Raw genomic sequence first — 20,620 nt, 5'->3', positions numbered from 1 at the left:
GCCCGCGCCGTCGGGGCCCGCGCCGGGCCTGCGCCGTCGGGCCCGCGCCGCCGGGCCCGCGCCGGGTCTACACGGGCGAGCCGATCCTCGGCAGGTAGGGCACCATCCGGTCCCACCGCCCGATCTCGCACCCGTTGCTGCGGTCGTACGAGGCGTCGACCGGCCGCCCCGCCCAGACGCCGGTGACATGGGCGGTGGCCGGACCGCCGTAGAGCATGGTGCAGGTGCTGCCCGGGGCCACCGGGGCGAAGGTGTCCCGCCCCCACCGCGTGTGCTCGTCGAGGACCCGGCAGGCGCCCGCCACGTCCGGGTGATCCCCGGCCGCGGGGTGACAGGACACGTCGTACGTCCCGTCCAGCCCGGCGCCGGCGTTCCGCACGACGACGGTGAGGTGATCACCGGCCCGGTCCTCGGGCCGGACGGGCGGGGGGCCGGCGGGCGCGGCCGCGGCGGGTACGGCGGCGAGGGCGATCAGGGACGAGACCGAGACGGCGGCGAGGGACGGCTTCAGGGCGCCGCGCGCGACGGCCGACAGGACAGAGACCATGCCCTGCCCAACGCCCACGGCACCCGGACGTTGCGCCCGGCCTGCCGTCCGCCGCCTCGCCGGGCGAAGCCCTTTGCTCTGCGGGCCTTGCGCCTAGTACCGTGGGGGGCGATTGGTGACACCGCGCTCGACTGTGTCATCATCTGCACGCACCAATCGCGCGCTCGCGTGAGTGGTTGTGCTGGAGGCGTCGCCTAGTCCGGTCTATGGCGCCGCACTGCTAATGCGGTTTGGGACGCAAATCCCATCGAGGGTTCAAATCCCTCCGCCTCCGCACTTGATACCGAAGCCCCGGTCCTCAGGACCGGGGCTTCGGCGTTGTTCCGACCCGCGCGCCTCGCCGCTGCCTCCGCGCTCCATCCCCGGCCTCATCAGCGTTTCCGCAGGTCGCAAGGGGTATGCGAATCGGATTTCACATGACGGCGGCAGTCATGTAATGTTCTTCCTGTCGCCGCGAGCGGGCCGGAAGGGCCGGGAGCGGAAAGACAAGAACAAAAGAACAAGCACTCGTAGCTTAACGGATAGAGCATCTGACTACGGATCAGAAGGTTGCAGGTTCGAATCCTGCCGAGTGCACAGAGATCAGAGGCCCCGGAGAAATCCGGGGCCTCTGGCGTTTTCGGGGCGGCTCGGAGAGAGCCTGCTTTCCCGGCGGCCGGGAGCGAGCTGTGCTGCGCAGAGTGACGCGGCACCACGCGTGACCGGTCGGCCCGAAGCGGCTCACGCGTGGTGCGGAACGGCCCGGAGGATCCGGATCGGACAAAGGCCCTGGAGCGGTCCGGGGCCTTTGGCGTTCGGGGTCAGCACTCCTCTTCCGGGTCGTTCCTGTTCAGCTTCTCCAGGTACTCGTGGGCCAGGGCGGTGGCGCGGGTGAACCAGTCGGTGATGACGGCCAGTTCCCCGGGGCCGTAGTCGGCGAACAGGGCCGTGAGGCGTTTGTAGTGGCCCGCGTACACCGCCTCGACACGGGTCACGGCGGCCGGCACGGCGGCCACGCGGACCCGGCGGCGGTCGGCGGGGTCGGGCCGGCGGGTGACGTAGCCGGCGCGTTCGAGGCGGTTGAGGATGCCGGTCACCGCGCCCGTGGTGACGTGCGCGCGGGCCGCGAGGTCGCCGGCCGTGAGCAGGTTCTCCCCGGCCTCCAGGACGAAGGCGAAACAGGTGAGGTCGGTGACGTTCAGTCCCAGCCGCCGGGCCAGTTCCTGCTGTCCGATCACGTGGGCGGCGATGAGGTGGTCCATCGCCGACAGCGCCTGTGCCGGGGTGGCGGGCGGTCGGGGCGTGCCGTCCATCTGTTCAAATCCCTTAGCTCGTGAGATATTCGGTTGAGTAAATTGCTTAGTCCGTGAGGGAATCTTGTCCCTGGAGGCGGCTCCATGAGTCTGTACGACGAGGGTCACACGGTCGCCGGTTGGACCGGCGTCGGTATCGCGACCGTCGGAAGCGCTGTGGTGGGTCTGGGCGTGTGCACGGTCTCCGTGCCGGCCCTCGTGGGCGGGCTGGCGATCGTGGGCGTGAGCGTCCTGGTCACCTGGGCCCTTCATCTGTCCGGCTGGGGCAAGCCGCCGGGGGTGCGGCCGCGGGAGCAGTGGGGGATGCGCGTCCGGGACACTCAGGTTCGGCAGGGACACGCCGGGTGCGTCGGCTGCCGGCTGGCCGGGCGGGGGCGGCCTGCGGTGACCGCGGCGCGGCGGCCCGCGGTCCCGGGGGAGACGGGCGCCGAATCGGTGGCCGTGTCGTCCATCGAGTGAACGTACCGCCGGCCGCGGGCCGGACCGAGGGCGGATCGCGTCCCCCGGCCGTGCCTGCGGGCCGTGCGTACCTCGTTGTCGGACGGGCCGTCCGTACTTCGTTGTCGGACCCGCCTCCTAGGCTCATGGGTGATGGCACACGTGTGGACATGCTCGGGGCTGCGCTGGACGCCGGACGGCCCCGCGCTGGTGTGGGACGGCGGGCGGCGCAGCGCGCTGCCGTGGGGGAAGCGGGTCGCGTTCGCCGTGGCGGACGGCTCGGTGCGACGGTGTGCCGGGGCGCGGGGGCATGCCTGCCCGGTGCGGGCCACGGTGCCGGGGCGGAGCACGGGGGCCCGGTGCGAGGAGTGCGCGCGGCTGGACCGGGCGCACTCCGTGGCCGCCGACACCCTCGCCGACGATCCGCGGCCCTACCGCGTCTATCTGGCCTGGTTCGGCCCCGGCATGGTCAAGGTCGGGATCACCGCCGTCGAGCGGGGGCCGGCGCGGCTGCTGGAGCAGGGCGCCGTCTGTTTCACCTGGCTGGGCACGGGTCCGCTGATGGCCGCACGCCGGACCGAGGAACTGCTGCGGGCCGCCCTCGGGGTCCCGGACCGGATCGCGTACGCCGACAAGAGGGCCGTGCGGGCGGCGCTGCCGGGGACGCAGACCGAGCGGTCCGCCGAGGTACGGGAGTTGCACGCGCGGGCCGTCGCGCTCGACGCATGGCCCGAGTCATTGACCCGGGAGCCGTGCCGACCGGTCGATCATGCGGGCCGCTTCGGGCTCTCCGGTGTGCCGGCGGCCGTCGGTGACGTCGTCGAGCTGGTACCGGGCGGGGCCGTCGGCGGTGAGCTGGTCGCGGCCGCGGGACCCGATCTGCATCTGGCCGTCGCCGGGCGCGGGGTCGTCGTCCTCGACACCCGGCTGATGACCGGGTGGGGGCTCGCCCCGCTGCCCGAGGCGGCCGACGCGTTCACCGTCCCGGTGCGGGGGTTCAGACGGGAGCAGGACGGGCTGTTCTGACGCGCACGCGCCACGGCCCGAAGAGCGAAGGTCAAGACTTGGATCCCGTACGGATCCCTTTGGGCAAGGCCCATGGACCCGCGCGGGCGCCTTCGGTCATCGTGGCCGACATGAGCGATCAGCCCGTTGCCCCTGTCGGCCCCGCCCCCGCCTCCGCCCACGAACCCCCTTACTACGCCGTCGTGTTCACCTCCACCCGCACCGGCCGCGACCCAGACGGATACGCCGACTCCGCCCGCCGCCTCTCCGAGCTGGTGCGGGACGTCCCCGGCTTCCTCGGAGAGGACTTCGCCCACACCCCCGGCGGACTGGCCGTCTCCGTCGCCTACTTCCGGGATCTCGCCGGGATCGAGGAGTGGCGCCGGCACCCCGAGCACCTCGCCGCCAAAGAGCGCGGGCGGGAACGGTGGTACGAGCAGTACGTGATCCACATCGCCCGGGTCGAGCACAGCCACGGGTTCACGCGTACGTGAGCACCTCCCAGGCGTTCCCTGAGAAGCGCCTGTGTGTTTCTCAGGGAAATCACAGACATGTGAAAGGGCGCTCTCAGAGGGCCCCGACAAGGTGTCCACCATGACCACGACCTCGCCCCAGGGGCGCACCGAACTGCTGAGGCCGGACGGGAGCCCCGTCCGAGTGCTTGTGGTGGACGACGAGTTGTCGATCACCGAACTGCTGAGCATGGCTCTTCGTTACGAGGGCTGGCAGATCAGGAGTGCGGGGGACGGGCAGGGCGCCCTGCAGACCGCCCGCGAGTTCCGGCCCGACGCCGTCGTCCTGGACATGATGCTGCCCGACATGGACGGGCTGACCGTCCTCGGCCGGCTGCGCCGCGAACTGCCGGACGTGCCCGTCCTCTTCCTGACCGCCAAGGACGCCGTCGAGGACCGTATCGCCGGACTCACCGCGGGCGGCGACGACTACGTCACCAAGCCCTTCAGCCTGGAAGAGGTCGTGGCGCGGCTGCGCGGGCTCATCCGCCGGTCCGGGGCCGCCGACCGCCGGTCCGACTCCGTGCTCGTCGTCGGGGACCTGACCCTGGACGAGGACAGCCACGAGGTCTCGCGGGCCGGGGAGTCCGTCCACCTCACCGCCACCGAGTTCGAACTGCTGCGCTTCCTCATGCGCAATCCACGGCGTGTGCTCAGCAAGGCGCAGATCCTGGACCGCGTGTGGTCGTACGACTTCGGCGGCCAGGCCAACGTGGTCGAGCTGTACATCTCCTACCTGCGGCGGAAGATCGACGCCGGCCGGGAGCCCATGATCCACACCCGGCGTGGCGCCGGCTATCTGATCAAGCCCGCCGCCTCATGACAGGGCGACGACGGCCGCGTCCGCAGAAGCGGCATGGGGGTCCCCCCGATCGAGTGAAGCCGAGAGTGGGGAAGGGACAGCCGCGCACCCTGCGGACCCGGCTCGTCGTCGCGTCCGTGGTGCTGATCGCCGTGGTGTGCGCGGTGATCGGGACGGTGACGACGCTGGCGCTGCGCACGCATCTGTACGCGCAGCTGGACGGCCAGCTGCGCGAGGTCGGGGCCCGGGCGTCCGGGCAGTTCGGTCCGCCCGGCCAGGGCAAGGACGCCATCGGGCCCGGCGGTCGGCCGAGCGGACAGCAGAGCGGCCATCCGGTCGATCTCACTCAGTTCGTCAGCCGCGCGCCGCAGCCTTCGCAGCACACGCTCGTGGCCGAGGTGGAGAACGGCGACACGACCGACGGCAAGGTCGGCCACAAGTCCGACGACGACTTCTCGATGAGCGCCAAGCCGCTGACCAAGGCGCAGCTCGCGGCTCTGGACACCGTCCCCCGTGACAACGGCAAGCACACCGTGGACATCCCCGGCCTGGGCAGTTACCGCGCGCAGTACGTCAGCGGGCCCAACGGCACCTACTACGTCGCCATCCCGACCAAGGAGACCGACGACAACATCAACACGCTGATCCTCGTCGAGATCAGCGTCACCGCCGCCGGGCTCGTCGCCGCCGGTATCGCCGGGTACGTCCTCGTCGGTGTCGCCACCCGCCCGCTGCGCAAGGTCGCCGCCACCGCCACCCGGGTCTCCGAACTCACCCTGCACACCGGCGAGGTGAACCTCAGCGAGCGCGTCCCGGAGTCCGAGTGCGACCCGCACACCGAGGTCGGCCAGGTGGGCGCCGCCCTCAACCGCATGCTCGACCATGTGCACGGCGCCCTGCACGCCCGCCAGCAGAGCGAGACGCGGGTGCGGCAGTTCGTCGCCGACGCCAGCCACGAACTGCGGACCCCGCTCGCTTCCATCCGCGGATACGCCGAGCTGACCCGGCGCGGGCGGGAACAGGTCGGGCCCGACACCCGGCACGCCCTCGGGCGGATCGAGTCCGAGGCCGGCCGGATGACCTTCCTGGTGGAGGACCTGCTGCTGCTCGCCCGGCTCGACGCCGGGCGCCCGCTGCAGTTCGAGCAGACCGACCTCATCCCGCTCGTCGTGGACACCATCAGCGACGCCCGTGCGGCCGGCATGGACCACAACTGGCGGCTCGACCTGCCCGACGAGCCCGCACCGGTGTCCGCGGACGCGGCACGCCTGCAGCAGGTGCTCGTCAACCTGCTGGGCAACGCCCGCAACCACACCCCGCCGGGGACGACCGTCACCGCGCGCGTGCAGCGGCGCGGGCCCTGGATGTGCATCGACGTCGAGGACAACGGGCAGGGGATCCCGCCGGACCTGCTGCCGCATGTCTTCGAGCGGTTCGCGCGCGGGGACTCCGCGCGCTCCCGGGCCACCGGTTCCACCGGCCTGGGCCTTGCCATCGTGCAGGCCGTCGCGGCCGCGCACGGCGGTGCCGTGACCGTGGACAGCGTTCCGGGCCGCACGGTGTTCACCGTGCATCTGCCCGCGCTCGCCCCGGCCCTGCCGCACCCCGCGCCCGAAAGCGCCTGGCAGGTGCACTCACAGGCACAGCACAGCGCCACCACATCGGTGCAACAGGGCGCCTGACGAGAGTCGGTTCATGCGAACCGACTCTTCTCCCGGCACCCTGCCGGCGCGGGAGCACCTCCCGGCCACAGACGCCGGTACGCCTGTCCTGGACGTAGTGATCCCCGTCTACAACGAGGAGAAGGACCTCCAGCCGTGCGTGCTCAGACTGCACGAGCACCTCGCGCGCACCTTCCCGTACCCCTTCCGCATCACGATCGCGGACAACGCGTCGACGGACGCCACCCCGCTGGTGGCGGCGCGGCTGGAGGCGGAGATCCCCGAGGTCGCCGCCTTCCGGCTGGACCAGAAGGGCCGCGGGCGCGCCCTCAGGACCGTGTGGTCCGCGTCCGCGGCGCCGATCCTCGCCTACATGGACGTCGATCTGTCCACCGACCTCAACGCCCTGCTGCCGCTGGTGGCGCCGCTGATCTCGGGCCACTCGGACCTGGCGATCGGCTCCCGGCTCGCCCGCGCGTCCCGGGTCGTACGCGGCCCCAAGCGGGAGTTCGTCAGCCGGGCCTACAACCTGATCCTGCGCGGCTCGCTGCAGGCCCGCTTCTCGGACGCGCAGTGCGGCTTCAAGGCGATACGCCGTGATGTCGCCCAGGTGCTGCTGCCGCTGGTGGAGGACACCGGCTGGTTCTTCGACACCGAGATGCTGGTGCTGGCCGAACGGGCGGGGCTCAGGATCCACGAGGTGCCGGTCGACTGGGTCGACGACCCGGACTCCACCGTGCACATCGTGAGGACCGCGACCGACGACCTCAGGGGCGTGTGGCGCATCGGCAAGGCCCTGGCCACCGGTTCACTGCCGCTGGACCGGCTCACCCGGCCCTTCGGCGACGACCCGCGCGACCGCGAGATCCAGGACGTGCCCAAGGGGCTCGCCCGCCAGCTCGTCGGGTTCTGCGTGGTAGGCGGCCTGTCCACCCTCTTCTACCTGCTCCTCTACAGCGCCTTCCGGCAGCTCTCCGGCGCGCAGGTCGCCAACGCGCTCGCCCTGCTCGTCTCGGCGGTCGCCAACACGGCAGCCAACCGCCGGCTGACCTTCGGGGTGCGCGGCCGGGGCGGCGCCGTGCGGCACCAGGCGCAGGGCCTGGTCGTCTTCGGCATCGGACTCGCCCTGACCAGTGGCTCCCTGGCCGCCCTGAACGCGGCCACCGGCAACCCGGCGCACTCCACCGAGCTGGCCGTCCTCATCGCCGCCAACCTCGCGGCGACCGTCCTGCGCTTCCTGCTCTTCCGCGCCTGGGTGTTCCCGGACCGCCAGGAGCCCGGCCGGGACTCGGCGGTGGTCGCGGCGCACCACCCCGCCGCGCCCGCCCACCGCACGACGGCTCCGTACGGACCGCTCCCGCAGCGCCCGATGCCGTACGGGCAGGAGCACCAGCACCAGTACCGGCAGGAGCACCGGCAGGAGTACGAGCAGGAGTACGAGCAGGAGTACCGGCAGGAGTACGAGCAGGAGTACGAGCAGGAGTACGAGCAGCCGTACCAGACCACCCAGGTCCGCGCCGGTGAGGCCGCGGACGGCAACTGGAGGGACGCCACCATGCGGCTGCAGCCGGTGCGCCCTCACGACACCGACCCGGGGGAGCCCCGATGACCACCCATTACGACCGGCCGGCCCAGCAGGACGACCCCGCCGCCTGGGGCCCGCCGCCCACGGCACCCCCGCGGGCCCCGGAGCCCGCCGGGCCCGGGCGGCCCTTCGCCCGCAGAGTGTGGCGCGGCCGCCCCGAGGACCCGCGCTGGGCGCGCCCGGCCTTCCTCGGCCTGCTCGCCGTCACTCTCGTCACCTACCTGTACAACCTCAGCGCCTCCGGCTACGCCAACTCCTTCTACTCGGCGGCCGTCCAGGCGGGCAGCACGTCCTGGAAGGCGTTCTTCTTCGGTTCGCTGGACGGCGGCAACGCCATCACCGTGGACAAGCCCTCGGCCTTCATGTGGCCGATGGAGCTGTCGGTCAGGATCTTCGGCCTGAACTCCTGGGCGATCCTCACCCCCGAGGTCCTCATGGGCGTGGGCACGGTGGCGGTCGTGTACGCGGGGGTACGGCGCCGGTTCAGCCCCGCTGCCGGTCTGGTCGCGGGCGCGGTGCTCGCGCTCACCCCCGTCGCCGCGCTGATGTTCCGGTTCAACAACCCGGACGCGCTGCTGGCCCTGCTGATGGCGCTGGCCTGCTATTTCGTCGTACGGGCCGTCGAGGACGGGCGGACGAGGTGGCTGGTGTGGGCGGGGGTCGCGATCGGCTTCGCGTTTCTCGCCAAGACGCTGCAGGCGTTCCTGATCCTGCCGCCGCTGGCCGTCGTCTACGCGGTGTGCGGTCCGGTGAGGCTGCGGAGGCGGCTGGCGCAGCTGGGCCTGGCGACCGTCGCGCTCGTCGTGGCCGGCGGCTGGTGGGTCGCGATCGTCGAACTGTGGCCGGCCTCCTCCCGCCCCTACATCGGGGGTTCGCAGAACAACAGCTTCCTCGAGCTGACCTTCGGCTACAACGGCCTCGGCCGGATCAACGGCGACGAGACCGGCAGCGTGGGCGGCGGCGGTGGCGGTGGCGGTGGCGGCGCGGGCGGCACCGGCCGCTGGGGCGCCACCGGCTGGGAGCGGATGTTCAGCGACGAGATCGGCAGCCAGATCTCCTGGCTGCTCCCGGCCGCGCTGATCCTGCTGGCCGCGGGCCTGTGGGCGACCCGGAAGGCACGGCGTACGTCCGTCACGCGCGCCTCGTTCCTGGTGTGGGGCGGCTCGCTGCTGATCACGATGGTCGTCTTCAGCTACATGGCGGGCATCTTCCACCAGTACTACACGGTGGCCCTCGCCCCCTATCTCGCGGCCGTCACCGGCATGGGCGCCGGGCTGCTGTGGGAGAAGCGCAAGGAGACCTGGGCGTCGATCGTGCTGGCCGCCGCCGTGGTGGCCGCGGCCGCCTGGGGCTACGTCCTGCTCAACCGCACCTCCGGCTATCTGCCCTGGCTGAAGTGGCTGGTCCTGGTCGGCGGGCTCGCGGCCGCGTTCGGCCTGGTCTTCGCCGGCCGCCTCTCGCGGCAGCTCGCCCTCGGCGCGGCGGCGGTGGGCCTGCTGGCGGCGCTGGCCGGTCCGACGGCGTACACCCTCAGCACGGTGAACTCCGCGCACACCGGCTCCATCCCGACGGCCGGCCCGGCGGGCGCGAGCATGATGGGCTTCGGCGGCGGCCGTCCGGGTGGCGGCCAGGGCGGCGGAACGCGCGGCGGTTTCGGCGGCGGAATGCCGGGCCAGGGTCAAGGCCAGGGCCGGCAGAACGGCAACGGGACCCTGCCGGGCGGCCAGGGCCAGGGCTTCCCGGGCGGGGGCTTGCCCGGGGGCGGCATGCCGGGGCAGAACGGCAACAGCCAGGGGCAGGGCCAGGGGCAGCAGAACGGCAACGGCTTCCCCGGAGGCGGCCGTATGGGCGAAGGCGGCCGTATGGGCGGCGGAGGTGCCGGCGGCCTGCTGAACGGCGCGAACGTCAGCTCCGCGGCGAAGCAGCTGCTGGAGAAGGACGCGGGGAAGTACACCTGGGTCGCCGCGTCCGTCGGCTCCCAGAACGCCGCGAGCTACCAGCTGGCCACCGGTGATCCGGTCATGGCGATCGGCGGCTTCAACGGCACCGACCCGTCCCCGACCCTGGCCCAGTTCAAGAAGTACGTGGCGGAAGGAAAGATCCACTACTTCATCGCCGGCGGTGGCTTCGGCGGGGGCGGGGGCGGTGGTGGCAACAGCGGCACCGGGTCCCGGATCTCGTCGTGGGTCGAGAGCAACTTCAAGAAGGTGACGGTCGGTTCGGCCACCTTCTACGACCTCACCCGGAAGGCGAGCAGCTGACCGGGCAAGCGACCGACCGGCTGACCGAGTAGCCCGGCCGAAAGTCGATGTACACCGTATAGCAGCCGCTATACGGTGTACAGCATGTCCACCTCCCAAGGCCACCCCCAGCGCTGGCTGATCCTCGGCGTCATCTGTCTCGCCCAGCTCACCGTGCTGCTCGACAACACCGTCCTGAACGTGGCCATCCCCTCGCTCACCCGCGAGCTGCACGCGGCCACCTCCGACATCCAGTGGATGATCAACGCCTACTCCCTGGTGCAGTCCGGCCTGCTGCTCACCGCGGGCAGCGCCGCCGACCGCTACGGCCGCAGGAAGATGCTGCTCGCGGGGCTCGCGCTGTTCGGCGTCGGCTCCCTGGTGGCCGGACTCGCCCACTCCACCGGCCAGTTGATAGCCGCCCGGGCGGGCATGGGGATCGGCGGGGCCCTGCTGATCACCACCACGCTCGCCGTGGCGATGCAGATCTTCGCGCCCGGGGAACAGCCCAAGGCGATCGGCATCTGGAGCGCGGTCAACGCGCTGGGCTTCGCGGTCGGCCCGCTCATCGGCGGCTTCCTGCTGAACCACTTCTGGTGGGGCGCGATCTTCCTGGTCAACATCCCGGTCGCGGCGCTCGGGCTGGTCGCGGTGGCGATCCTCGTACCCGAGTCGAAGAGCCCGCGCGGCGACCGCCCGGACCTGCTGGGTGCGCTGCTGTCGACCATCGGCATGGCCGCTCTGGTCTTCGCGGTCATCTCCGGCCCCGGTCATGGCTGGACCTCGCCGCGCGTGCTCGGTACCGCGGCCGTGGCGGTCGTGGTGCTCGCGCTGTTCGCGTACTGGGAGAGCCGGGTCGAGGAGCCGATGCTCGATCTCCACTTCTTCCGGGACCGCAGGTTCACCGGAGCGGTCGCGGGTGCGGTGCTCATCACCTTCGGGATGGGCGGGGCGCTGTTCCTGCTGACCCAGCACCTGCAGTTCGTGCTCGGGTACGGGCCGCTGGAGGCGGGGCTGCGGACCGCTCCGCTGGCGCTGTCGGTCGTGCTGCTCAACTTCACCGGGCTGTCGGCGAGGTGGGTCCGGCGGCTGGGCACGCCGGTGTCGATAGCGCTCGGGATGGTGCTGATGGCGGCGGGGCTGGTCTCCATCGCCGAGGTCGCCTCCGGTGGCTACGCGGGGACGCTGGTCGGGCTGTTGCTGATGGGGGCGGGATGCGCTGTCGCCAACCCGGCCATGGCGCACGCCATCATGAGCGCGATTCCTCCGGAGAAGGCGGGGGTCGGGGCGGGGATCAACGGCACGCTCGCCGAGTTCGGCAACGGGCTCGGGGTTGCCGTTCTGGGGGCCGTGCTCAGCTCTTCGGTGGCGTCCGGGAAGTCGTTGTCGGCCGGGCTCGGAGCGGGGCAGCTGGTGGGGGCGGTTGCCGTGCTGGTGGGCGGGGCTGTCGCGGCGGGGCTTTTGCGACGGGCTGAGCGGAGTGTCGCCTAGGAGTCCGGGGGATGGGTATGTGTGCGGCTGCGGGTCGTCCGTGGTTGATCGCGCCCACGCGGCGGAGCCGCGCATCGAGCACGGTCCCGCGCCCCTTCGGTGTCTAGCATCTTTGAAAAGTGGCCGTGGTTTTCGAGAAAGGTGCGCCGATGGCGAAGGACGATGCGCAGTCGGTGCGGGCCAGTGTGTGGCTGGCGGGGGAGGCGCGGCGCGGCGGGCGCAGTGCGCAGCCCTCGGGGCTCGACCGGGAGCGGATCACCGCCGTGAGCGTGCGGCTGCTGGATGCCGAGGGGCTGGCGAAGGTCTCCATGCGGCGGCTGGCCGCCGAGCTGAACGTCACCGCGATGTCCTTGTACTGGTACGTGGACACCAAGGAGGACCTGCTCGAACTCGCCCTGGACGCGGCCTTCGGCGAGCTGCGGCTGCCCGTGGCCGGGGACGGGGGCGACTGGCGGGAGCAGCTGCGGGCGCTGGCCACCGAGTACCGGGCGCTGCTGGTGCGCCACCCCTGGCTGTCGCCGCTGGCCGGCCGGTACCTGAACATCGGCCCCAACGCGCTCGCCTTCTCCCGCAGCGTGCAGCGCGTCATCCGGCGCGCCGGGCTGCCGACGCACCGGGTGATGGGCGCGATCTCGGCCGTGTTCCAGTTCGTGTACGGCTACGGCACGCTGGAGGGCCAGTTCATGTCCCGGATCGCGGACTCCGGTCTGACCCCGGACGACTACTTCCAGCAGGCCATGAGGTCGGCGCGGGAGGACCCCGAGGCCGCGGACGTTCTCCAGGAGTCCCAGGAGATCATGGACGCCCGCGGCGGGGACACGGTCGCCGAGATGATGGACCGGGACTTCACCTTCGCCCTGGACCTGCTGGTCGCCGGGATCGAGGCGATGGTCGAGCGGGGCTGACTACTCGGCGGCCGGCCGCGCCGGAAAGCCGCCGGTCGCCACCGGTCCCCACCGCTCGGGTGTCACACGGATGATGGACTTGCCCTGCTTGACCATCGCCTCGCGGTACTCGTCCCAGTCGGGGTGCTCGCCGGCGATGTTGCGGTAGTACTCCACCAGGGGCTCGACGGAGTCGGGGCTGTCGACGACCTCGGCGGTGCCGTCGATCTGGACCCAGGGGCCGTTCCACTCGTCGCTCAGGACGATCAGGCTGACCCGCGGGTCCCTCCTGGCGTTGCGGGTCTTGGCGCGCTCGGGGTAGGTGGAGACCACGATCCGGCCACAGTCGTCGACCCCGCAGGTCAGCGGGGAGCCCTGGGGGCTGCCGTCGGCCCGCCGGGTGAGCAGGATGGCGCGGTGGCGGGGGCGTACGAAGTCCAGCAGGCCGGCCTGCGATACACGGGTGTTCGTCGCGATGTTCGGTGCCATGGGCGCAGCCTAGGGCGAGGACGGCTCTCTGAGCCTGACCCTGTCGGGCACAGGCTCAGACGGTCAGGGCCTCGGCCGGGTCGTCGTACACCGGGACGTCCCGGCGCACTCCGGTCAGGGTCAGGACGCGGCTCGGCAGGCCCTCAGGGCGGGCGGCCACCCGGACCTCGGTGTGCGGGCACAGCAGCCGTCGGACGTCGTGGATCAGGTGGGCGCCCTGGGAGTCCATGAACCCGGTGCGGGTCAGGTCCAGCACCAGCAGACGCAGCCGGCGGGCGTGGGCGACCGAGACGATGCGGGCGTACAGGAGGGGTGCGCTGCACACGTCGATCTCCGGCGGAAGCGTGAGCAGGCTGCGGCCGGGCAGGTCGCGGGCCGCGCACGAGGACGGGAGGAAGGTCACGGCGGCACTTTCACCTGGCGGGCGGACGGTGGTCTCGGGTTCCGCTTGCGACGGTCCCATTTGACCATGGCCCACCGGGCGGTGGAAGCAGCCCGGTGGGCCGGCGCCGGATGATCGCCACTTCACCGCAATGGAGCAGGACGGTGCCCGCCCGGCGGCCCGCGGATGTCAGACGGCGGGCAGGGAGTCGCCCTGGACCGCCTGGATGTCCAGCTCGACCCTCAGGGTCGTGCCGATGGCGGCGATGCCCGCCTGGAGGACCTGGTTGTAGTTCATCGCGAAGTCCTCGCGGTGCAGTTCGGCGGTGGCGCGGAACGCGGCGCGGGTGCCGCCCCACGGGTCGGAGCCGGTGCCGAGGTAGGCCAGGTCCAGGTCGACCGGCCGGACGACCCCGTGCATCGCCAGCTCGCCGTGGACCGTCCAGCGGTCCGGTCCGGCCTGGGTCAGGCCGGTCGAGCGGAAGGCGATCTCCGGGTGCCGCTCGACGTCCAGGAAGTCCGCGGACCGCAGGTGCGTGTCGCGCATCGCGTTGCCGGTGTCGACCGACGCGGCCCGGATCACCGCCTCCACGCGGGACTCGGTGACGTCGTCCGGGGCGATCTCGATGCTCCCGGCGAACTCCGAGAACCGGCCGTGCACGCTGGAGATCCCCAGGTGCTGGGCGACGGCGGCGACGGAGGAGTGCACCGGGTCGATGGTCCAGGAGCCGGGCGGCGGCAGCTCGGTGCCGCCCTGCCGGGCCAGCGTCACCGTGCCGACCTCGGCCCGTCCGCCGGCGGTGACGATCGCGCTGGAGGCGGCGGGCGCGTACCCGACGGCCGTCACGATCACCGTGTACGCCCCCGGTACCAGCTCGGTGGCGTCCCGCACGGTCCCCTCGGGGTCCGTCTCGGCGCGCAGCACCTGGCTGCCGGTCGTGTCGGTCACCGTGACGACCGCATGCGACACGGCCCATCCGTCCCGGGTACGGATCTTCGCGGTCAGTCCCATCCCGTTTCTCTCCATTCAGATGCTCGTTCGCCTCCGGGGCGCTCCAGCCGGTGTGGAAGGCCCGACCGTGCTCGGCCCCTCGGGCCTCCGCGCGCTCGGCCCCTCGACACCGGCGCGCCCCTCCGGCTCACTCGCGGTGACGGCGTCCGGGCCCGGGACGGGCGCGGTGTACTCGTGGCTGCTCATCGCGCGCCTCCCGCGGCTGCCGTCCGGATCTGCCGGATCTCGATGCGGTCGTCCCCGGTGCCGAAGGTGGCGACCGGCTCGGAGTGCCGGATGGCGGCCCTGACGTTCGGCAGGTCCTTGGCGTCGCGGCGCACGGTCGGTGAGGCGACGACGTAGTCGAGGTCCCGCCAGCCGTGCGGCATGGTCTTGGTGACGGCCGGGTCGAGGTCGGCCTTGTAGAACCAGATGGCGCCGAGCCCGGGCCGGTATCCGGCGTGCACGAGGTCCAGCCAGAGGGCGTCGTCGACGAGGACCCGGGTGTGCTGCGGGTTCTCGACCCGCGTGCTCAGCCAGGTGGAGGCCTGCCGGTAGGGCTTGTTGGCGTCGGCGGTGACGGCGGTGCGGTCGCCGTCGTACCAGTGCGGCAGGACGTAGGCGCCGGCGGCCACGGCGAGGACGGCGGCGAGTACGTACCGCCCGCCGGTGACGTACCGCTTCTCGCCCTCGGCGCGCCACCGGCGCAGCACCGCGTGGGCGACGGAGGCGGCGCCGCCCGCCAGGACCAGGGCGAGGAAGGGCAGGGCGCCGATGATGTACATGGCGGGCAGATAGCCGCCCGGCCGCATGGCCACGGCGGCCAGGATCGCCACGGTCAGGGCCGGTCCGGCGAGCGCGCGGGCGGTGACCGACCAGCGCCAGGTGACGATCAGCAGCAGGGCTCCGGCGAGGCCGCCCAGCGGCAGCACCCGGTCGTAGTACAGCCAGGAGTGCAGCACGCCGTGGGAGCCGGAGGAGGCGTCCAGGATGAAGCCAGAACCCGGCCTGGACATCTGGTACTTGATGCCGTCCCACAGCGAGACGTGCCCGGCGCCCGGGAGCAGCTCGCCCTTGAGCAGGGCGAAGAGCGGGTAGGAGAAGCCGATCAGCACGCAGGCGGTGACGGCTCCGGTGAGCGCGAACTTGCGGGTGTCTCGGTGGCTGTGCCGCCACATGGTGACGAACAGGGCGGGCAGGACGACGAGCATCGTCTCCTTGGTGAGCACGCCCGCGGCGGCCGCGAGGCCCGCGCCGAAGTGATGCCACAGATGGCGGCTGGGCGAGGCGGCCAGGCAGAACGCCAGCAGCAGCCACAGCACGGCGATGTTGTCGAGGAAGATCTCACGGCTGAGCACGACCGCGAGCGGGGAGAGCCCGAACAAGGCCATGCCGAGCCCCGCGGCCCAGCGGGGCAGGGACAGCCGCCGTCCGAGGACGTAGACCAGGACCGCGCTGACGGCGCTGATCACGAGCATGACGACCCGCATGGAGCCGACGGTCATCGAGCCGGGGCTCAGCGCCGAGGGTATCCAGCTGAGCAGGGCTATCTGGATCCAGCCGAGCGGCGGGTGGTCGTACCAGTAGGTGTAGTGGGCCAGGCCCCTGCCCTGCTGGACGGCCCAGGCCTGGGCGAGGTAGGTGCCCTCGTCGTCGCTGAGGGTCGGGTAGTCGGCGATGTTCCAGCCCTGGACGACGAGGATCGCCACCAGCACAAGACCGCACAGCAGCAGGTCGGAGCGCGAGGAGCGGAGCCGCTCCGGCGGACTTGTTCGGCCGGTCGAACGCCCCTCAGGCGCAGGCCGGCTCTGCGCGGGGACCGTCTCGGCGGTCACCGCGGGAAGAGTGGAGGTCACGCAGGAACGTCCTCTCGGATGGGCTCGGCCGCGGTGAGGTGCGCGCCGACATGAGTGGTCAACTCCCAGTCGTTCCGGCCGCGCTGTTCGCGCCACACTGCGCGGATCGCGGCACCGGCGAGGAGGACCTGGTAGAAGGGGCCGCCCACGACGAGCTTCACGTAGTGGACGAGGCGGACCCTGAGGCCGTACTGCTTGCCGAAGTCATGCAGTCCGACCACCTCGAAGACGAAGGTGACAGCGGCCGTGACCAGCGGCAGGAAGGTGAGGAAGGCGACTGCGACGGGCACGTCGAGGAAGAGCGCGACGGCCGCGTTGAGCGGGATGATCACGCCGGAGAAGGCCTGCAGGAACGGCGTCATCAGCGTGTACCGGGCGAGCAGCCGCTGCCTGAGGGCGGGCAGTTGCTTCCAGTCCTTCTTCCGGTACACCTGCAGGAAGCCCTGGTTCCAGCGGGTGCGCTGCTTGAGCAGCGACATCAGCGAGCCCGGGGTCTCCTCACGGGTGACCATGTCGGAGTCGTAGGCGACGACGACCTTCTTGCCGACGCTGGAGAGCCTGACGCCCAGGTCGCAGTCCTCGGCGAGGCAGTTGGGGTCCCAGCCGTCCGCTTCCCTGAGGACGTCGGTCCGCACGAAGACGGTGTTGCCGCCGAGCGGGATGAACCCCTTCTGCGCGTGCAGGTGCAGCCGGGAGCGGAACCAGAAGAAGTACTCCAGGCAGTTGCGCAGGCTGTACCAGCTGGAGTGGAAGTTGATGAGCTGGACGCCCCCCTGGACGACGTCCGCTCCGGTCGTCCTGAAGGCGTGGTCGACGTGGGCGAGCAGCTCCGGGTGGACCTGGTCCTCGGCGTCGAAGACCCCGACGACGTCGCCGCGGCAGTGCGGCAGCGCCGTGTTCATGGCCTTGGGCTTGTTCTTCTTCTCGTGGGTGTCGACGACCACCCGTACCCGCGGGTCGCGGGCGGCGGCCTGCTCGGCCACCGCCGTGGTCTCGGGGTCGTCGTGCCCGACGATCACGATGATCTCGAAGTCGGTGTGCGTGGACTCCAGCAGCCGCTGGATGGTGTGGTCGAGCACGGCCTGCTCGTGCCGGGCCGGCAGCAGCAGCGAGAAGGAGACGTGCTCGTCCCCGTCCGGTCTGCTGAACCGGGTGGAGGCCAGCACCTCGGGCGTGCGCCACGCGTGCATCTGCCACCACAGAGTGAAGGCGGCCATCCAGAACAGAGCCAGTGAAACGGCAGCGACGAAGACAGACGTCAGCAAAAAGATCCCCCCAGATCCCCATTACCCCCTGTGCGCACAACGGTGAGTCACACCCGTCGCGCCGCTGTGGAGAGGCTAGGTGTGACCCGTGAAGCGCGGGAGTTCTTCCGATAAATTGCGTGTTTCGGAACGGGGGTGCGGGTAGCGGGACCTATCCGGACACCTGCTCACATCGGGACAGTTCGCGCGCTCCGCTCCCCGCGAACCACCCGAGGTCAGCGGGTGTTCAGTGCCGCGCGAAGTCGTTCCGGATCCGTCGTCGGCACCTCACATGTGAAATTACGGCAGATGTACGCCGATGGTTCACCGGCCACGAGCGAACGGCCCGTGAGCAGCGGGAACTCATCACTGTCCGCAGTCCCCACGGCAACGACCGCGCCCGGCGCGGTGCCCAGAAGCGCGATGCGGTGCAAGGCAGTTGTCCGCTCCTCGGTGAGGGACGGCCCGACGACGGCGACCTCCCGGGGCCCGTCGAGCAGAGCCTCCGCGACGGCCAGCCCCCAGCCGATGAACCGGGGAACGCGCGGCCCGAGGGTCCTGACGACACCCAACGCCCGTTCCGCCGCGGTGCGATGGGGTTCGGAGCCGGTGTGGGCGGCGTAGCCCAGCAGGGCGCCGGCCGCCGCGGTCCAGCCGGACGGGGTGGCGTTGTCGGTCGGGTCCTGGGGGCGCCGGATGAGCTGCTCGGCGTCGGAGGCGGTGTCGTACAGGGCGCCGCTGTCCGGGTCGGCGAAGCGGGCGAGCACATGGTCGAGGAGCAGCCCGGCGAAGTCGAGCCACACCCCCTCCCCCGTCACGGACGCCAGCGCCAGGAAGCCCTCGGCGACGTCGGCGTAGTCCTCCAGCACGCCCGCGTTGGGGCCCACGCGGCCGTCCTTGCTGGTGCGGGCGAGCCGGGCGTGCTCGTCGAGATGCACGCGTACGAGGAGGTCGGCGGCGCCGAGAGCGGCCTCGACGAGGTCGGGGCGGCCGAAGTAGGCGCCGGTCTCCGCGAGCGCGGCGATCGTGAGCCCGTTCCAGGCGGCGACGACCTTGTCGTCCCGGCCGGGGGCCGGACGCCCGGCCCGCTCCGCCAGCAGCCGCTCCTTGACAAAAGCGACCTTCCCGGCTTCGAAAACACCCTCGCTCTGCGGGAGCTGAAGGACGGACTGCCCGTGCTCGAAGGTGCCTTCCTCGGTCACCCCGAAGTACTGGGCGGCGAGGTCGGCGTCCTCGTCGCCGAGGGCGGCGCGGAGCTGCTCGGGGGTCCACACGTAGTACGCGCCCTCGACGTGCCGCCCGCTCCCGTCGTCGCTGTCGGCGTCCAGGGCCGAGGCGAACCCGCCTTCCCCGGTGCGCAGTTCCCGCACCAGGAAGTCGGCGGTCTCCAGGGCGACGCGGCGGGCGAGGTCGGATCCGGTGGCCCGCCACAGGTGCGCGTACACCCGGCACAGCAGGGCGTTGTCGTAGAGCATCTTCTCGAAATGGGGCACGACCCAGTCGCGGTCGACGGAGTAGCGGGCGAAGCCGCCGCCGAGCTGGTCGTAGATCCCGCCCCGGGCCATGCGCTCACAGGTGTCCCGGGCCATCTGCAGGGCGCCCTCGGCGCCGGTGCGGGCGTGGTGTCGCAGCAGGAACTCCAGCACCATGGACGGCGGGAACTTCGGCGCACCGCCGAACCCGCCGCGCTGCGGGTCGTACTCCCGGGTGAGCCCGAGCAGGGCCTGGGCGAGTTCCTGCTCGCCGGGCGCCTCGTCCCCGTGGTGGCTGATCTCCCGCTGGGCGAGGTCGCGCACGATCTTCCCGGCGACCTCGGCGACCTCCTCGCGCCGGTCGTCCCAGGCCTGCCGGACGCCCTCCAGCACCTGCCGGAAGGAGGGCATGCCGTGCCGGGGGGCGGGCGGGAAGTACGTCCCGAAGTAGAAGGGCTCGGCGTCCGGGGTGAGGAAGACGGTCATGGGCCAGCCGCCCTGACCGGTGGCCGCCTGGACGGCCTCCATGTAGACGGCGTCGACGTCGGGGCGTTCCTCACGGTCGACCTTGACGCTGACGAAGTGCTCGTTGAGGTAGTCCGCGGTGGCCTGGTCCTCGAAGGACTCGTGGGCCATGACATGACACCAGTGGCAGCTGGAGTACCCGACGCTCAGCAGAACGGGCTTGCCCGCCGTCCGTGCTGCATCGAACGCCTCACCCGACCAGGGCCACCAGTCGACGGGGTTGTCGGCGTGCTGGAGCAGGTACGGGGACGTCTCGTGAGCCAGTCGGTTCGGCATACCTCCATCCTGCCCCACCAGTACCGGTCAGTCCCCCGACGGCTCGGTCTTCCACACGGGGTGCACCCTGGAGTGGTCCCAGGTCTGCCGCCCCTTAACGCCCGGGCGCACGACTCAGCGAGCGACGGCGACGATGTGACAGCCCCGCTGCCGTGCGGTCCGCTCGTTGATCCGTAACTGGTACCGAACGCCGTGACCGTCGCGCCGCCGGCCATCGTCGGACGTCCTGGCGTACGACGCGACCGGGATCGTTCCGTGCGTCTCTGACACGACATGGCCGTGCACAAGCCTCCCATTCGTCGACCACTTGCTCCACAAGCGGAACAACGGTCGACAAGCCCACAGGTCACTTCCGCCCGGAACCCCGCCCTCCCCCGGCACCACCCGGTGATCGCCGACCCCTCGCCTTCGCGTCACCCCCGAAGCACACTCATAAGCAATGGATGCCGCCGGAGGGGGACGTGACATGCGGGACGACCATCGGGCGGAGGCCGAGCGGCTGCTGGCGCGGGCCGTGGAGGAGGAGGTGCGCCGCCTGGGCGGGCGGGCCGACGGACGGCTGCTGCTGTCGCGGGCCCGCGGCGCACTGGACGCCATCGCACAGCCGGCCGCCGAGGAGTACGAGGCCTACACGCGCGCGCTCGCCGTCACCGAGGCCGGCCGCCTCACCTTCGGCCAGCGCTATGCGCGCCAGGGCGCCGGAACCGCCTTGCTGGTGGCCGCCGTTGCCGCGGCCGGCGCCGCCGTCGCCGACCTGTCCCTCGGCACGGGAGCCGGCACGGCCCTCGGCGCGGGCGTCACCGCGGGCGTGGTGGGCGCCGCCGCCACCGTGGTGAAGGTGGCCGGGTCCCACCTGCCCGCCGCCCACCACCGCGCGGGGGCGACCGGGATGCCGACGTACCACGAAATCATGATCACCGACCTCTCCG

Annotated in this window: 17 protein-coding genes, 2 tRNA genes and 1 pseudogene; 12 read left to right on the top strand and 8 right to left on the bottom strand. The window is 71.8% G+C overall.

The window, feature by feature from the left end; genetic code table 11:
* Positions 1-67: 67 nt before the first annotated feature.
* A complete protein-coding gene (locus AB0H32_RS06915; protein ID WP_361115418.1) occupies positions 68-547 on the bottom strand; it encodes an SSI family serine proteinase inhibitor in 480 nt (159 codons plus the stop codon).
* A gap of 183 nt (positions 548-730) precedes the next feature.
* Here AB0H32_RS06915 and AB0H32_RS06910 point away from each other — a divergent pair.
* Both AB0H32_RS06910 and AB0H32_RS06905 read left to right on the top strand, forming a co-directional pair.
* Positions 731-821 (top strand) — tRNA-Ser (locus AB0H32_RS06910).
* A gap of 229 nt (positions 822-1,050) precedes the next feature.
* Positions 1,051-1,123 (top strand) — tRNA-Arg (locus tag AB0H32_RS06905).
* Positions 1,124-1,347: 224 nt separating this feature from the next.
* Here the strand turns inward: AB0H32_RS06905 and AB0H32_RS06900 are convergent.
* Positions 1,348-1,839: a helix-turn-helix domain-containing protein gene (locus AB0H32_RS06900; protein WP_361115415.1), complete on the bottom strand. Its 492-nt coding sequence runs from the start codon at positions 1,837-1,839 to the stop codon at positions 1,348-1,350.
* Positions 1,840-1,923: 84 nt separating this feature from the next.
* On the opposite strand from AB0H32_RS06900, the gene AB0H32_RS06895 reads away from it, so the two are divergent.
* The 9 genes from AB0H32_RS06895 to AB0H32_RS06855 all read left to right on the top strand — a co-directional run bounded on the left by AB0H32_RS06895 (position 1,924) and on the right by AB0H32_RS06855 (position 12,478).
* A complete protein-coding gene (locus AB0H32_RS06895) occupies positions 1,924-2,298 on the top strand; it encodes an HGxxPAAW family protein (protein ID WP_361115412.1) in 375 nt (124 codons plus the stop codon).
* Positions 2,299-2,430: 132 nt separating this feature from the next.
* Positions 2,431-3,303, top strand: a complete 873-nt coding sequence (locus AB0H32_RS06890) for a DUF2797 domain-containing protein (protein ID WP_361115409.1) — start codon at positions 2,431-2,433, stop codon at positions 3,301-3,303.
* 110 nt (positions 3,304-3,413) lie between these two features.
* Positions 3,414-3,776 (top strand): antibiotic biosynthesis monooxygenase, encoded by a 363-nt coding sequence (locus AB0H32_RS06885; RefSeq protein ID WP_361115406.1) that lies wholly within the window; start codon positions 3,414-3,416, stop codon positions 3,774-3,776.
* A gap of 100 nt (positions 3,777-3,876) precedes the next feature.
* The gene (locus AB0H32_RS06880) at positions 3,877-4,617 is read left to right on the top strand and encodes a response regulator transcription factor (protein WP_361115403.1); all 741 of its coding nucleotides are present in this window, start codon (positions 3,877-3,879) and stop codon (positions 4,615-4,617) included.
* A complete protein-coding gene (locus AB0H32_RS06875; RefSeq protein WP_361115400.1) occupies positions 4,614-6,278 on the top strand; it encodes a HAMP domain-containing sensor histidine kinase in 1,665 nt (554 codons plus the stop codon). Before AB0H32_RS06880 ends, AB0H32_RS06875 begins: the two co-directional genes overlap by 4 nt.
* A gap of 13 nt (positions 6,279-6,291) precedes the next feature.
* Positions 6,292-7,866 (top strand): bifunctional glycosyltransferase family 2/GtrA family protein, encoded by a 1,575-nt coding sequence (locus AB0H32_RS06870; protein WP_361115397.1) that lies wholly within the window; start codon positions 6,292-6,294, stop codon positions 7,864-7,866.
* Entirely contained in the window at positions 7,863-10,103 is a 2,241-nt protein-coding gene (locus AB0H32_RS06865) for a glycosyltransferase family 39 protein (RefSeq protein WP_361115394.1), read from the top strand. Before AB0H32_RS06870 ends, AB0H32_RS06865 begins: the two co-directional genes overlap by 4 nt.
* Positions 10,104-10,187: 84 nt before the next feature.
* Positions 10,188-11,573: an MFS transporter gene (locus tag AB0H32_RS06860; RefSeq protein WP_361115391.1), complete on the top strand. Its 1,386-nt coding sequence runs from the start codon at positions 10,188-10,190 to the stop codon at positions 11,571-11,573.
* 149 nt (positions 11,574-11,722) lie between these two features.
* Positions 11,723-12,478, top strand: a complete 756-nt coding sequence (locus AB0H32_RS06855; protein ID WP_361115388.1) for a TetR/AcrR family transcriptional regulator — start codon at positions 11,723-11,725, stop codon at positions 12,476-12,478.
* On the opposite strand, the gene AB0H32_RS06850 is transcribed toward AB0H32_RS06855, so the two are convergent.
* The 6 genes from AB0H32_RS06850 to AB0H32_RS06825 form a co-directional block, all read right to left on the bottom strand.
* Positions 12,479-12,946, bottom strand: a complete 468-nt coding sequence (locus AB0H32_RS06850) for a PPOX class F420-dependent oxidoreductase (protein WP_361115385.1) — start codon at positions 12,944-12,946, stop codon at positions 12,479-12,481.
* Positions 12,947-13,001: 55 nt separating this feature from the next.
* Entirely contained in the window at positions 13,002-13,349 is a 348-nt protein-coding gene (locus tag AB0H32_RS06845; RefSeq protein ID WP_361115382.1) for an STAS domain-containing protein, read from the bottom strand.
* A gap of 168 nt (positions 13,350-13,517) precedes the next feature.
* Entirely contained in the window at positions 13,518-14,339 is an 822-nt protein-coding gene (locus tag AB0H32_RS06840; protein ID WP_361115379.1) for a YceI family protein, read from the bottom strand.
* A gap of 182 nt (positions 14,340-14,521) precedes the next feature.
* On the bottom strand, positions 14,522-16,174 hold the full coding sequence (locus tag AB0H32_RS06835) for a phospholipid carrier-dependent glycosyltransferase (protein WP_361115376.1): 1,653 nt from the start codon (positions 16,172-16,174) through the stop codon (positions 14,522-14,524).
* Positions 16,171-17,439, bottom strand: a complete 1,269-nt coding sequence (locus AB0H32_RS06830) for a glycosyltransferase (RefSeq protein WP_361115373.1) — start codon at positions 17,437-17,439, stop codon at positions 16,171-16,173. The genes AB0H32_RS06835 and AB0H32_RS06830 overlap by 4 nt, the downstream gene beginning before the upstream one ends.
* A 215-nt stretch (positions 17,440-17,654) precedes the next feature.
* Positions 17,655-19,691: a thioredoxin domain-containing protein gene (locus AB0H32_RS06825; protein ID WP_361115370.1), complete on the bottom strand. Its 2,037-nt coding sequence runs from the start codon at positions 19,689-19,691 to the stop codon at positions 17,655-17,657.
* A 466-nt stretch (positions 19,692-20,157) separates the two neighbouring features.
* Here AB0H32_RS06825 and AB0H32_RS06820 point away from each other — a divergent pair.
* Positions 20,158-20,620: pseudogene (locus AB0H32_RS06820) on the top strand (hypothetical protein); the annotation flags it as partial.

Origin of the sequence: Streptomyces sp. NPDC020362, from assembly GCF_040642095.1 — a bacterium.
Classification (GTDB): domain Bacteria; phylum Actinomycetota; class Actinomycetes; order Streptomycetales; family Streptomycetaceae; genus Streptomyces.
This window is presented reverse-complemented; position numbering and strand designations above follow the sequence as displayed.

Bases quoted from the DNA above. Each gene is read 5' to 3' on its own strand.
- AB0H32_RS06860 (WP_361115391.1), top strand. From the start codon at position 10,188: ATGTCCACCTCCCAAGGCCACCCCCAGCGCTGGCTGATCCTCGGCGTC.
- AB0H32_RS06895 (WP_361115412.1), top strand. From the start codon at position 1,924: ATGAGTCTGTACGACGAGGGTCACACGGTCGCCGGTTGGACCGGCGTC.
- AB0H32_RS06850 (WP_361115385.1), bottom strand. From the start codon at position 12,946: ATGGCACCGAACATCGCGACGAACACCCGTGTATCGCAGGCCGGCCTG.
- AB0H32_RS06915 (WP_361115418.1), bottom strand. From the start codon at position 547: ATGGTCTCTGTCCTGTCGGCCGTCGCGCGCGGCGCCCTGAAGCCGTCC.
- AB0H32_RS06890 (WP_361115409.1), top strand. From the start codon at position 2,431: ATGGCACACGTGTGGACATGCTCGGGGCTGCGCTGGACGCCGGACGGC.
- AB0H32_RS06870 (WP_361115397.1), top strand. From the start codon at position 6,292: ATGCGAACCGACTCTTCTCCCGGCACCCTGCCGGCGCGGGAGCACCTC.
- AB0H32_RS06885 (WP_361115406.1), top strand. From the start codon at position 3,414: ATGAGCGATCAGCCCGTTGCCCCTGTCGGCCCCGCCCCCGCCTCCGCC.
- AB0H32_RS06875 (WP_361115400.1), top strand. From the start codon at position 4,614: ATGACAGGGCGACGACGGCCGCGTCCGCAGAAGCGGCATGGGGGTCCC.
- AB0H32_RS06880 (WP_361115403.1), top strand. From the start codon at position 3,877: ATGACCACGACCTCGCCCCAGGGGCGCACCGAACTGCTGAGGCCGGAC.
- AB0H32_RS06840 (WP_361115379.1), bottom strand. From the start codon at position 14,339: ATGGGACTGACCGCGAAGATCCGTACCCGGGACGGATGGGCCGTGTCG.
- AB0H32_RS06825 (WP_361115370.1), bottom strand. From the start codon at position 19,691: ATGCCGAACCGACTGGCTCACGAGACGTCCCCGTACCTGCTCCAGCAC.
- AB0H32_RS06865 (WP_361115394.1), top strand. From the start codon at position 7,863: ATGACCACCCATTACGACCGGCCGGCCCAGCAGGACGACCCCGCCGCC.
- AB0H32_RS06855 (WP_361115388.1), top strand. From the start codon at position 11,723: ATGGCGAAGGACGATGCGCAGTCGGTGCGGGCCAGTGTGTGGCTGGCG.
- AB0H32_RS06900 (WP_361115415.1), bottom strand. From the start codon at position 1,839: ATGGACGGCACGCCCCGACCGCCCGCCACCCCGGCACAGGCGCTGTCG.